Annotated in this window: 10 protein-coding genes and 4 pseudogenes; 8 read left to right on the forward strand and 6 right to left on the reverse strand. The window is 60.8% G+C overall.

Going from position 1 to position 13,083, the window contains the following annotated elements:
- The 4 genes and pseudogenes from ACAX43_RS13235 to ACAX43_RS13250 form a co-directional block, all read left to right on the forward strand.
- A partial coding sequence (locus tag ACAX43_RS13235; RefSeq protein WP_370708863.1) for a transposase occupies nt 1-424 on the forward strand: 424 nt, incomplete at its 5' end.
- Nucleotides 425-475: 51 nt separating this feature from the next.
- Nucleotides 476-889 (forward strand): annotated as a pseudogene (locus ACAX43_RS13240) (benzoate-CoA ligase family protein); the annotation flags it as partial.
- A gap of 8 nt (nt 890-897) precedes the next feature.
- Nucleotides 898-1,236 (forward strand): annotated as a pseudogene (locus ACAX43_RS13245) (alpha/beta fold hydrolase); the annotation flags it as partial.
- Nucleotides 1,237-1,240: 4 nt separating this feature from the next.
- Nucleotides 1,241-1,468 (forward strand): annotated as a pseudogene (locus ACAX43_RS13250) (branched-chain amino acid ABC transporter permease); the annotation flags it as partial.
- 437 nt (nt 1,469-1,905) lie between these two features.
- Here ACAX43_RS13250 and ACAX43_RS13255 read toward each other — a convergent pair.
- The 6 genes and pseudogenes from ACAX43_RS13255 to ACAX43_RS13280 form a co-directional block, all read right to left on the reverse strand.
- Nucleotides 1,906-2,184 (reverse strand): annotated as a pseudogene (locus ACAX43_RS13255) (nitroreductase family protein); the annotation flags it as partial.
- An 824-nt stretch (nt 2,185-3,008) separates the two neighbouring features.
- Nucleotides 3,009-3,539, reverse strand: coding sequence for a TetR/AcrR family transcriptional regulator (locus tag ACAX43_RS13260; RefSeq protein ID WP_171916304.1), 531 nt, complete (start codon nt 3,537-3,539; stop codon nt 3,009-3,011).
- A 776-nt stretch (nt 3,540-4,315) separates the two neighbouring features.
- Complete coding sequence (locus ACAX43_RS13265) at nt 4,316-5,533, reverse strand: cytochrome P450 (protein WP_370708864.1); 1,218 nt, start codon at nt 5,531-5,533, stop codon at nt 4,316-4,318.
- 61 nt (nt 5,534-5,594) lie between these two features.
- Nucleotides 5,595-6,545: a 2Fe-2S iron-sulfur cluster-binding protein gene (locus ACAX43_RS13270; protein ID WP_370708865.1), complete on the reverse strand. Its 951-nt coding sequence runs from the start codon at nt 6,543-6,545 to the stop codon at nt 5,595-5,597.
- Between the two features lie 55 nt (nt 6,546-6,600).
- Complete coding sequence (locus ACAX43_RS13275) at nt 6,601-7,368, reverse strand: SDR family NAD(P)-dependent oxidoreductase (protein WP_370708866.1); 768 nt, start codon at nt 7,366-7,368, stop codon at nt 6,601-6,603.
- 35 nt (nt 7,369-7,403) lie between these two features.
- Entirely contained in the window at nt 7,404-8,216 is an 813-nt protein-coding gene (locus ACAX43_RS13280) for an enoyl-CoA hydratase/isomerase family protein (protein WP_370709320.1), read from the reverse strand.
- 370 nt (nt 8,217-8,586) lie between these two features.
- Here ACAX43_RS13280 and ACAX43_RS13285 point away from each other — a divergent pair, with 370 nt between their 5' ends.
- The 4 genes from ACAX43_RS13285 (at nt 8,587) to ACAX43_RS13300 (ending at nt 13,079) form a co-directional block, all read left to right on the forward strand.
- Nucleotides 8,587-10,179, forward strand: coding sequence for a class I adenylate-forming enzyme family protein (locus ACAX43_RS13285; RefSeq protein WP_370708867.1), 1,593 nt, complete (start codon nt 8,587-8,589; stop codon nt 10,177-10,179).
- 82 nt (nt 10,180-10,261) lie between these two features.
- Entirely contained in the window at nt 10,262-11,485 is a 1,224-nt protein-coding gene (locus tag ACAX43_RS13290; RefSeq protein ID WP_370708868.1) for a hypothetical protein, read from the forward strand.
- A gap of 30 nt (nt 11,486-11,515) precedes the next feature.
- Nucleotides 11,516-12,571, forward strand: a complete 1,056-nt coding sequence (locus ACAX43_RS13295; RefSeq protein WP_370708869.1) for a phosphotransferase family protein — start codon at nt 11,516-11,518, stop codon at nt 12,569-12,571.
- Entirely contained in the window at nt 12,564-13,079 is a 516-nt protein-coding gene (locus tag ACAX43_RS13300) for a hypothetical protein (protein ID WP_370708870.1), read from the forward strand. The genes ACAX43_RS13295 and ACAX43_RS13300 overlap by 8 nt, the downstream gene beginning before the upstream one ends.
- Nucleotides 13,080-13,083: the final 4 nt, after the last annotated feature.

Below are 13,083 nucleotides of genomic sequence, written 5' to 3' on the forward strand. Positions count from 1 at the left end.
ACGCCAGACGCACAGCCTGCCACTGCTGGAGGCGTTCAAAATCTGGCTCGATGAGCAGGCGGCACAGGTGCTGCCCGAAAGCCTGACCGGCAAGGCCATCAGCTACACGCGCAATCAATGGGTATACTTGCGGCGCTACGTCGAGGATGGCCATGCTCCCATCGACAACAACGTGCTCGAACGGGACATCCGGCCATTTACGACCGGAAGAAAGGCGTGGTTGTTCAGTGACACCGTCGCCGGGGCGAAGGCGAGCGCCATCATCTATAGCCTGATGCTCACGTGCCGCGCGTGCAACGTCGAACCGCATACCTATCTGCTTCGCGTGCTGACCGAACTACCGCAGCGTGCAGCGGATGCCGATATCAGCGATCTGTTGCCGTTCAACGTTGCCAAGCCGCGCGACGTATTGGTTCCTGCATGATCTAGCCCTACGCGCCGGCTCATTGTGGTGTGCGTTAATTCGCGCTTACGGAGCAACCGCGAGAAATCGGGCGCGACTTTCCTTGGCGAATGGATCAGAAGCGGCGACAAATACCGCCGCTTGCCGAACGGCTGCTACATGTACGCGGGCCGCAGCGAAGAGATGCTGAAAGTCAGCGGCCAGTACGTATCGCCAATCGAAGTGGAAATGGTGCTGATGGAGCACGAGGCGGTGCTCGAAGCCGCCGTGGTCGGCGTCGAGCACGGCGGCCTCGTAAAAACCTGTGCGTTCGTAGTGCTCAAGCGGGAGTTTTCCGCGTCTGGCACACTGGCGGACCAATTGAAGGCATTCGTCAAGGAACGGCTCGCGCCGCACAAGTATCCGCGCGAAATCGTGTTCGTCGACGATCTGCCCAAAACCGCAACCGGCAAGATTCAACGCTTCAAACTGCGCGAACAGCTTTAAGGTGGCCCATGCATTATCCCGCACCGACAACGACGGACCGCGAATTCGCCGAACTGTCCGCCACCGCGTCACATGACCCATTGCACATCGAGTACCGCTGGCTCAATGCCGACCGGCGCGACGCGCCTGTCGCCGTGTTCCTGTACGAAGGGCTCGGTTCGATCGCGATGTGGAAAGACTGGCCACAGACGCTCTGCGACCGGCTCGGCCTGCGCGGTCTCGTCTATTCGCGGCCCGGCTATGGACGTTCGACGCCACGAGCGCACGGCACGCAATGGCCGGTCGACTTCATGTCGGCGCAGGCGCACGAGGTGCTGCCCGCGCTGCTCGACGCGCTCGGCGTGGACGCGCACCCAGTTCGGGCCACTCCTCGGCGCCTTCATCCTCGTCTCACTTGAGGAACGGCTCGGTGACATCGGGACGTTCCTTGCCAGCACAACAGGCATCGGATGGTTTCATACGCTCGGCGAGTCCGTTACGATCGTCACGGGGCTCATCTTTGTTGCCTGCGTGCTGCTATTTCGCCGCGGGATCGTTGGTGAAATCGTCGCACGCATACCGGCATGGCGACCCGGGTGAGATCAAAATCAGCCTGACGGACCAGCCTGGTTTTTTGGTTCAATATAACTATCCTTGAGCCGGTTGACGTCAGGTTCGATTATGCTGCCCCAATTCATGCCGTTTCCTAACCTTGGGGTGCCGTTTTACGCCGGCTCGTTTTACAGGGATGCCGATCGGGTTGCCCATGTCCGTGGCATTAACAAACCGTCTATCGCAAGCGGCGTGTGACGCGGTGGCGTGGCGGCAAAATTCCGTTTTCAGAAGCGTTTCCGACCATGTCAGCCCATTTGCATCATGGAGATTTGAGGCCCAGTGGAGCGAAAAACCGGGTTAAGCGTGCATGTTCGCTGCACGCGCCGGAAATTCGAGTGGACCGTCATATAAGCGAACAAACATGAACCCTATTTCGTCCGTCCGCTCGAATTACGAGCCAGTGAAGTTTTTTTGTTTCATCCTTACGACTGGCCGATGCAGAAAAGAGCAATGGGAACGATATCAGCAGGAAGACATAGCGCGGCCTTCATACGATCATCGTCGAAGCCCATCACAACGACTGCTTCCAAATCTTCAGCAGCCACAGTCAAATACATGTTCTGCGCGCAAGCGCCGGCATCGAAGTCCACGTAACGTGCCCTTCGCTTTCCATCAGGCTGCTGTTCGACAAAATGCTGAACCGATTCCTTGATCCATGCGCCGACGATCACCACTGCCGCAGCCTCTTCCAGCCACTTATCGTCGGCAAGTGACGCTGAAACGTGCCACGTGCTAGTTCACCTCGGCTCTTTGCGCAGGCTGCGATCCTTGTACTGTATGCGTAGACTCAGGGTTCAACTCCCGCGACCCGCCGGACAATGAGAAAGAGTTCTAAAGGATGGAGCGCATGCGCAGAAGGTACGGTGCGCTCCCCATGAGTTGAGGTGGCACCCTAGGCTGAGGAAAGGATTCTCCGAACGGCGCGCAGGCCAATAGGTTCGTCTGTATAAGACCGAACGCTGCGTGTGTTGGGGAAGCAGGTGTCTCCAGTGCTTCAAATGGAGATCCGTCGATTCTCGATGCGATCATCTACACTCCGATGTCGAATTCCAACAAACCAATTTTCATCGTAAATGATGCAAGTGTCACCGGCCAGCGATAACTCATCCATCATTCAGCGGACGTTGCCGGCGGTTGGACAAAGACGCCATCGCAGGCAGAGACAAGACGCCCGTGAACACGCCATTGCACAATGCACGGCTCGCATGACTGCAACAGCAACCTTTTGCGGCACTCATGCGAAATCTATGACGCGTGGCGGTCGTTCGCTGCAACGTCCATGGCGCTGCCATTAGCTCGTGGGCTGGCAACGGGTAACCCACGAGCTAATGACCCTTATGTGATCCGGCCGACGGCGACTCATGAAATTGCTTAACCTGGTTTCCCATTACGCTACGCTTCAAAGCCCAACAATCATCGACACGGTCTGCGCGTTTAGACGTCGGCCTTGGTGCGATGCCCCCTTAGGGCGACGTGGGCCAATGCGCTGGCGATGCACGGAATATGCGTTATCCGAATTGCAGCCCTATTTGCGCAGTCGGCTTTCGATCAGTTCCCAATGCTCGGCAAAGACGGCGGTGCGATCCCACCCGTGAAAGGCCCATCCTTTGACCGCCCGCATCTGTGCAAGGAAGATCATTTCCGCAGCCAGCAACCGCGCATCGACCACGCGAAACTCGTCGCTGGCCACACCGGCACGGATCAGATCGCTGAAGTATTCAGCAACCCGCTTCTCCTGTTCGATATATCGATGCTGGGCTGCTTCGGGCAGTGACTGCCATTCCCTATAGGCAGTCAGGATCGGTTCGGCCGCATCCCAGCATCCCTGCCAGTAGACCTCAAAGCCTACCCGCAGCTTTTCCTTGACGCCCCGCACTGTCGATGTCCTCTCCATCATCTGCTCATTAAGCCCCTTGTTTGTCTCGTCACAGATCATCTCGAGCAGGTCGCTCTTGGTCTTGATGTAGCGGTAAAGTCCACCGACGCTCATCGAGGCGCGCTCAGCCAGTTCATTGACGGACAGCAGGTCGAAGCCCTTTTCCTTCAACAACTGCATTGTCAGTTCGACGAGTTGACGTCGTCGCGCGCTGACGCGTTGCGCACGTGGCGTAGAGGTAGTGTCAGAAATAGCCGGGGTTGTCATCAGTGCTTTGTTCGCCGTCGCGGGTGAAGGATCTCGACATTATAAGTAATTGCGAGTACCCGCTCGCTACTTTACCCCAAGTCGGAGGGACTACATGCTCCGCAGGGTCCCGACTGACGGCCTGCCTCTGCAGGCCGCACGTCGATCATGTCCGGTCCGGGCGATTGAAAACTGGCTATCTTCCTCATCGAGCGCAGTGATTTGCCGTGCCGAAGGTATCGCTGTCGATCGGCTGCTGAAACGGGCGGAGCGAGCCATGATCAACGCTGCGGAAGACATCGCAACCAGGCGCGCTTACCCTTCGAAAACGTGGGAGGAGCATGTCGACGGCCTTCCTGCCACCGGTCAGCCTTTGATCGCCACTTCCCGACCTGCGATCCACTCCTCCAGGACCGGTCCTGGCATGCCAACGCACTCGCGCCGTCATTGAGACCTCTATAAATCCATCCCTAGGAAATCGACTGGCGGGCAGACGTGCATTAATAACTATGCTGAGCATCGGCCCCAGGCACTCAGGCACTCAGGCACTCAGGCACTCAGGCAAGCGATCATCAATCAGGCCTGCTTGACCTGGAATCCCAGTCCCGCTCGTTCAACACATCCCCACCTCCCACAGAGGACGACCATGTGAATTAAACCATGCACCGTCTCCCGTTGTGCATGGGCCAGCCCCAGCGTTACCCGTCCGTCTACTTCAAACGTAGCGGCAGACGCGTCGGTCCGTGCGTTACCAGAGAATTGAGCCAGGGGATCGCTTCTACCGGTTCGCATAGTTCAATGCTACTGAACCGCTCGAGAATCGCCGTCAACGCAATTTGCCCTTCCAGCCGGGCGAGCGGTGTACCCAGGCAGAAGTGAGGCCCCTTGCCGAAGGCCATATGCGGGTTAGGGTTTCGCGAAGTCCGCAATTCGTCTGGATCGCTGAACACCTCCGGATCGCGGTTCGCGCCAACGAGCATCGCGAATACGCGATCGCCCGCAGCGATTTCCTGGTCACCGAGTTCGGTGTCTTCTGTGACGATGCGCCCGATGGAAAGTACCGGGCTGTCGTAGCGCAGGAATTCCTCGACCGCGGACGCCATCTCGTCAGGGTGCTGACGCAGGTGCTGCACCGTCTGCGGATGCGCCGCAAGCGCCAGCATCGAGTTGTTCAGCAGATTGGCCGTCGTTTCGTGGCCTCCGTTGAGCACCATCATCATGCAGCCAACCAGTTCATCATCGCTGAGCCGTTGTCCATCGACCTCTGAGGCAATCAGCTTGGACAGTGCATCGTCGCGCGGCTCCGCCCGGCGTTTGGCGATAAGATCGAGGAAGTACGTGCCCATTCCATTCGCGCCACGCCGGGCGCGTTCGTATTTGTCGGATACCCCGCGCGCGCTGCCGATGAAGGTCATCATATCGTCGGACCACTGCTTCACCTCCAGCAGCCTGTCGCGCTCTACCCCCAGCAGATCGGCCACGACGATGCCAGGCATCCACAAGGAGAAAGCCTGGAAGAAGTCGAAGGCCTCGCCCACCGGAACGCGGTCGAGCAGTTCGTTGACCACAGAAATCACCGTGTCGCGCTTGGCGTCGAACACCGGAACGTTCAGCGTATTGGCCATGTGCCGCCGCAAACGTGTGTGGTCAGGCGGATCGCGGAATACCATCCAGTGCTGGAACCAGCGCATGACCTCCGCAGCAGTCGCGCGCTTTTCTTCAGACAGGTGCTGCTGCACGGCAGTGAACCGTTCCGCAGAGTAGGTGCCGTTAGTCGTCAGGACATCGCTGGCCAGCTCGTAGCTGGTCACCACCCAGCCCGAGAGCTTCGGGCTCCAGTGCACCGGGTCGGTTTCCCGCAGTTGCCTGAACACGGCATGCGGGTCGCGGCGCACATTAGGGTCGTTAGGGTCGTAGATGAAGGTCATGGCTCATTCCTGTTTCGGGATTCGCGGAGGTTATACGCCCCGCTGCTGGCACCGTGCGGACTCACAGATCCAGCACGAGCCGTGGTGTGAGGGAGCGTGAACAGCACACGCAGATGGTCTGGTTGGCCGCGCGCTTCTTGCCCATGAGGAAGGAGTCGCGGTGGTCCGGCACACCTTCGAGCACCTTCGTCAGGCATGTTCCACACGTGCCCTCACCGCACGAGCGGGGAACATGGAACCCGGCCGTATCGAGTGCGTCAATGATAGTCTGGCTTTCCCGCACGTGGCAGGACAGGTTACTTTTGGCGAGCACAACCTCGAAGGAGCCGCTCTGGCCCTCCAGCGCTCCAGGACGGGCCCGGAAACGCTCCACGTGCAGGGCGCCATCCGGCCAGCCCGAGCACGTGACCTCAACCGCTTCGAGCAGGCGTTCAGGACCGCAACTGTATATGGCGACTCCAGCCTGAGGAGTGCCGAGTACCGCCTTAAGGTCGAGCAGCCCGCACTGATCCTCGGGCTGGATCCGCACCCGATCGCCGTAAGCTTCCAGCGCGGCGACAAAGGCCATCGAACTGCGATGGCGTCCGCCGTACAGCAGACCCCACTCCGCGCCCCGGGCTTCAACAGCACGGATCATCGGCAGCAGTGGGGTAATGCCGATTCCGCCGGCCACGAAGACATATCGATCAGCATCCACGAGTTCAAACTGGTTGCCCGGCCCTGTCGAAGGCAGTATGTCGCCAAGCTGGAGACGGGAATGCACCCACTCAGAGCCCCCGCGGCTTTCGGGCTCGCGTAGTACCGCGATGCGCCATTGCCGGCGGTCTTCGGGCTCGCTGCACAACGAGTATTGGCGCTCCAGCCTGCCGTCAAACAGCAGGCCGATATGGGCGCCAGGCGTCCACACCGGCAGGTCCTGCCCATCTGCGTCAGCAAGTGTCAGTCCGATCACCCCATCTGCTTCCTGGGTGATCGCCTGCACGACGAGGTTAATTTCCTGCGCTTTATTCATGATCATTCACAAATTGGTGCTTCATCCGGTCTCGATGGCTGCATCGAGCACCCGTTCAACGCACGCCAGCGGCCACCCGAAGCGTTTCACCTGTGATGCCGTCGGACGCCGGCTCGAGGAAGAAGGCAATGCCCTCGGCCAGATCGCTGGTAGTCGCAAGCCGACCCAGCGGCACCTGCTTGAGATGTCGCTGCGTGTATTCGTCACCCAACGCACCCTTGGCCTTATCGCTCATCACCAGCCCAGGCGCAATGGTGTTCACCCGGATGCCATCCGGCCCCAGCAGGAGACTCAGCGTCTCCGCCAACCCGATCACCGCCTTCTTCGCCGGGTTGTAGGCGGCATTCCCGAGCTCTGGCCGGTTCGCAAACGCCGCCAGAGACGCAACATTGACGATCTTGCCGTACTGCTTCTTCCTGAAGTGCGGCGTGGCTGCCTTGCTCATCAGGAAGGCACTGTCGACGTTGAGCGCGAACATCCGATGGAAGTAGTCGAGGCTGATCGACTCCAGCGGGCGGTCCATGTCCGTGCCCGTGTAGTCGGGCATGCCTCCGGCCACGTTAGCCACACCGTGCAGATCGCCGAATAGTTCCAGCGCGAGCTGCACAGCCTGTTCCACTGGCTGCTCGGCGGTGATATCCGCCTTGAGCACCTCCATGCGGCCAGGTAGCCCGGCCGCCTCTTCTTTCACACCGTTCAGACGCCTCGAACTGATGTCTATCGCGAGGACGTTCGCACCGGTGCGCAGCAGGCGCAGCACGGTGGCCCCGCCGATTCCGCCACCACCACCGGTGACGATGTAGGAACGTGAAGCTTGGCTCATTGCAGAAAGTTCTCCATTCAGGGTTCAGACGGAATTCACACGTGCGTCGTTTGCGGGAATACGGGCCGGCGCTTTTCCCTCAGGGCTGCGAGGCCTTCCCGCGCTTCAGGGCCGGTGAAGCCCAGAATGCCGAACGCCAGAGATGCATCGAAGGCAGGCCAGGCCGAGCGGATCCAGTTGTTCAGCGCGTGCTTCGTGAAACGGATCGCCTCGGGCGCACCGGCCGCAAGGCGACCGGCGACTTCCAGCGCCTTGTCCATCACCTTGTCGTTATCGACACACAGGCTGACGAGTCCAAGGCGCTCGGCTTCCTCACCGGTCAAAGGCTCGTTGGTCATCAGGTAGTACTTGGACTTCGCCATGCCAACCAGCAGCGGCCAGATGGCCACGGCATGGTCGTCGGCCGCCACACCAAGGGTTGTGTGGCCGTCGACCAGCTTCGCCGTGCGGCCGGCGATCGAAATGTCCGCCAGCAGGGCTGCAGCCAGTCCGCCTCCAGCCGCGGCGCCATTGATTGCCGAAATTATCGGTTTGCCGCACGCGAGGATGTTCTCCACCAGCTGGCGGCCGTCCTTCCACATCTGCATGCGAAAGGAGTGATCGTTGACGATGCGTTCGACCATGTCGAAATCACCACCGGCGGAAAACGCCCGCCCTTCTCCTGTGAGCACCACAACACTCACACGCGGGTCAGCATCGATCAGGCGCCAGATTCCGCCGAGATCGTGGTGCAACTCGTAATCCATCGAGTTCATGGCGCCGCGCGAAATCGTGACGCGCAAAACGCGCTCAAGAGGCCAGTCGAGTTTAAGACTGGCATAAGCTGGGTACACGGGCTGTGCGCTCATCGCCGAGCCCCGGATATCATCGAAAGGCACATTGCCACTCCTCCTGAAGTGCTGCCGCAAGATCAGGGACCCCGTAAATACATGTGGAATCCCGCCCATTTATGCGAGCGAGCGGTCGCTCGCATAAATCCATTGTCGGCGGGTAAAGGCTAAAAGTAAAGTCGTCTTTTTTGCGGGTATTCCCCCATGCACAGTGCTCTGGATTTGGATATTCTTCATCCATCGCTTGCGAGCGCTCGCTCTCATTTTCCCGGTATCGAGCCTCTGGTACAGATCGGGAAAAACGTGGATCGTGAACAATAGGGTCACGCCCATGGCCTCGGGCACTTGGGTATCGCCAACGATCGTCCTGTCAACCCTGGAACATCAGATGAGCCTCAGATACGAGTTCGACTACCTCTGCAGTGATGCGATTTCCCACAATGCGCGAGTATTTGCCAATTCCATTGCTGTCGTGTGCGGGGAGGAGCGCCTGACCTGGCGCGAACTCGATACCCGCACCAATCAGGTTGCCAATGCCATCCGGGCGCTGGGTTTCGACAAGGGCGACAAGATCGCGCTCTTCATGCCCAATTCACTGGCCCTATTCGAGCTTTTCTGGGGCGTGGTGAAAGCCGGCTGCGTGGTCGTGTGCCTGAATACGATGCTCGAAGGCTCGGCCCTCGCGCGCATCACGAACTCATCGGACGCCCAGGCAATGTTTGCTGGCGGCAGCGCCCGGACGCTTGTCGATGAGGTGCGCGACAGGCTCGAAGGCATCGCGCCAGAACATTTCTACAGCGTCGATTCGCCAGGCGAAGGATGGACCAGTGCGCAGACGCTGTTCTGTGCGGCGCCTTCCACGCCCCCGCAGGTCTCGATCCTGCCTTCCGATTCAATGACCATCATCTATTCCTCTGGAACTACCGGGGTTCCCAAGGGCATCGAGCACACACACTTCGGACGGCTGAATTACCCGCACGGATTCGCCATGGGCCTCGCGATCAACCGTTACTCGGTGGCCATCTGTGCGACGCCGATCTACGCGTCGGGTACATGGATCACCATGTTTCCGACCATGTATCGAGGCGGTACCGTCGTTCTGCTGCCGCAATACTCGCCAGAGGCCTTCATCGATGCAGTCCAGCGGGAACGCGGCACGCATAGTTTCCTGGTCCCCACGCAGTACATAGGATTGTTGCAGCAACCGTTGCAGAACTATGACCTCAGCTCGCTCAAGGCACTGGTAACTGCCGGTCAATCGCTGCTGCCCGCGACTTATGCGGCCCTCCTCAGAGCCTTCCCCCATGCTGGCATCTACGAGGTCTACGGGATGACCGAGGGCTTCTCGACACTTGCCATCCCGGAGGACGTAGCGCGCGGCAAGGTCGGCTCGGTCGGCAAGCCATCTTTTCTCGACGACGTACGCATCATCGACGAACAGGGCCGCGAGTTGCCGCCTGGAGAGACCGGCGAGATCGTTGCATATGGGCCCGGGATGATGAAGGGGTACTACAACCGCCCGGACATGACCGAGGCGGCGACCTGGATCAGCCCTGCCGGCCGCACCTACATGCGCAGCGGCGATCTGGGCCAATTGGACGAGGACGGCTTCCTGTATGTCAACGGCCGGCTCAAGGACATGATCAAGTCGGGCGGTATCAACGTCTATGCAGCCGACCTGGAACAGGTCGTGATAGAGCATCCGGCCGTGCATGAAGTCGCGGTAATCGGTGTACCTCACGAGAAGTGGAGTGAGACACCCGTCGCCGTGGTGTTGCTCAAGACAGGTGCGAGCGCGGAGCCCGAAGCGCTGATGCGCTGGGTGAACGAGCGGCTCTCGAAGTACCAGCGACTCAGCCGGGTCCTGATCCGCGACGAGCTGCCCCGCGCTATCTACGGAAAGGTACAGAAGCAGGTCCTTCGGGAACAGGTGCTGGTCCTGCTGGGATCTGGCACGTCGGAGAAGGTGGAACCGCAATGATCCGTCCAGCGTCAGTCAGTCGGGCAATGCAGCGCCTCGCCGGCGCGCTCATCTCCGCGCCGCAAGCCCATCAGCAGGACGTATGGACCAAGGCACTGCTCGCGAGGTGCACCGCCGCTGCGCCGGTAGCGCCGGCCGTTCAAACCCGTTGTTTCATCTGAGCTCAAACCCGATGAGTCCTCCCCTCCCCAACGACGCACATTTCGACGAGCAGTTTCCGCTGTCGGCAATGGACGACTTCATGGTCCACCAGACACCGGATCCGGTGCGCGTGGTCTGGTCCACCGATCCGCGCTTCTTCGAGCGCTACTGGTGCGTACTGCACGACAACACTGGCGAGCTGATGATCGCGCTGGGCGGCAGCTTTTACCCCAACCTGGACCGCGCCGAAGCCTACGCAATCGTCACCCACCGCGGCAAGCAACGCTCGGTACGTGCCTGGCGCCACCTGGGCGCCGACCGGACCAACCTGCATACCGGGCCGCTACGGCATGAGATTGTACGCGGCATGCGCGAATGGCGGTTCGTGCTCGCCGGGAACGAATGGGACATCGCCTTCGACCTGCAATGGCTTGACACCAAGCGTCAGATCTACAGCGCGGCCTACGCGTCGCTGGGCGCCCGTTCTGCACCGCAGGGCCGGCAACGCGACGTCACCGCTGGCTTCGAAGGCTTCGGCATTGCCGGGGGCGAGGTACGGGTAGCCGGTCAGACGCTGCGCTTTGAACCGGGCGAACTTCGCGGTACGCGCGATCGCCACTGGGGCATCGGGCGCGGCGTCGGCGGACCGGCCCTGCAATTTGGCGGTCCGAAGAAGGCTGGCTGGATTGGCGGCAACTGGATTTCATTCCCCCACCTGAGCATCTGGGGCAACACCGTACTCTACGACTACGGTGACGCACGCGCCGGTATGGGCAAGGTACGCCATGTGCAGCGGCGCTGGCGCTTCGAGCCTGAGACACACATCTTCCTCGAGGGCGAATCCGATTACACGCTCGACACAGGGGAAGTGAAACACGTTCGCTTCCGGCACCTCGGTCAGCAGACGGCTTACATGCGCTGCGGGATGTATGGCGGCACGCCAGACAAGCAGATACACCACGGCATGGAGGTGCCCGACGGCACCGTGGAAGGTGACTGCTACGACCTCACTGACCCGGCGGTACGGACTCTCCTGTCTGGCCTGAACGAACATCATTGCGAGATTGAATGCGACGGCCATATCACCACCGGAATACTCCAACCGCTTGAGCCTGATGCCTACCAGGCCTGCGCCGAAGGCAAGCCTGGCTGGAGCCTGCTATGAGTCGCGCGCCGATATACCGGAACCTGCCCCATGAGTGATACCACTATTGTCAATACATCCGTTTCGCCGGATAGCAGCCTGGCCGCTCGCCTGGTACAACTAATCGGGCAAAGTCTGCCCGATGCCCGCGATGTCTCGGTCGAGAGTATCGCACCGATGTTCGGTGGAAACGCACGCAAGGCATGGTCCCTGGACCTGGTCTTTCAGCTCGACGGATCGCCTCAGCGACTAGCCTGCGTGATGCTGAGCCAGGGAGCGGACCGGCAGATCGAGACCGACGTGGCGCAGGAATTCAGGGTGCTGCACGGCCTCAACGGCAAGGGCACCCGCGCGCCTGCGGCCGTGGCCATGGATGCGCGTGGCGAGATTGTCGGCGCACCCACGATCGTGCTTGAACGTCTACCGGGCAAGGCCAGCGCTGTCGACTTCCTCAATTCGCCGGACCCCGCTGTAGCCCGGCGCCTGACCGAAGACCTGGCAAGCGTCGTGGCGGACCTGCATGCGGTCGACTGGACGCCGGCCGCTTTCGATCCCGTTCTCGAAGGGCTGTCGCCACGCGAAGTAGCGCTCCGTCAGATTGTGCACTGGCATGACACCTTCCTGGCCCAGCGCCTGGAGCCGATGCCCGTCATGTCAGGCCTGTTCGGCTGGTTGTATCGCCACCTGCCCGAGCCACAGCGCATCTGCCTCGTCCATGGCGACCTGCGGCCCGGCAATTTCCTCTACGAAGGGGATCGCGTGAGCGGCCTGCTCGACTGGGAAATGGCACATCTTGGCGACCCGGTCGAGGACCTTGCCTGGATCTACCGGCCGCTTTGGAGTCCAGAGCGCTTCGTACCGCTACGTGAGTTCGTACAGCGTTATGCGGAGTTGGGCGGACGTGAGATCGCGTGGTCCGACATTCTCTACTACAGGGTGTTCAACGAATTGAAGTTCGCCGTCATTTCTCTTACGGCGGCTCGTGCCTTCATTACTTCGGGTACGCCAAACATGCGCCATGCGGATCGGGCCGCAACCGTGCCGCCCGGCCTGAAACGCTGCCTCGCCTGGGTTGAACTACATAGCAAGGAGACCAGCCGTGTTTAAGCCCACCGTAGGGGAGTTGCTGGCCGGGATGGCCGACGGGCTGCGGCAGTCTGTACTGCCTGCCGTAACGGGCGGGGCAGCACAGCGGCAGTTAAAGGCGACGCTGCACGCGCTGGGGCGCCTGCAGCGCTCCTGGGACCGCTGGCCTGCATACCTCGCCGAAGATAACGCGGATGTGCGCCGGACCCTCGAGTCGGTACTGCCCGATCTGCAGGCCGCTGCGCCGGGTTCCGTGGCTTCGCTTCAGGCGATCGCCCGGCGGCTCGAAGCCCCGGCACCGGATCCGGGGGTTCAGGTGCCCGGCGTCAACGACCCCGGACTGGCCGCTGCGTGCGTACTGAACGAAGCGCTACACGCCAATCTTGCTGCGCTCGAAGAATGGCTGCGCCCCCCCGGACAGAACGCACTGGCAGAGCGCGAGCACGCGTTGCAAATGCTGAGGGAATTGTATGGCCGCATGGCCGAACGCGAATTGCAGGCCTGGGCCGTGCAATCCGAAGAAGATTAAGCGC

It is taken from the genome of Paraburkholderia sp. IW21 (assembly GCF_041321145.1).
Taxonomy (GTDB): Bacteria; Pseudomonadota; Gammaproteobacteria; order Burkholderiales; family Burkholderiaceae; genus Paraburkholderia.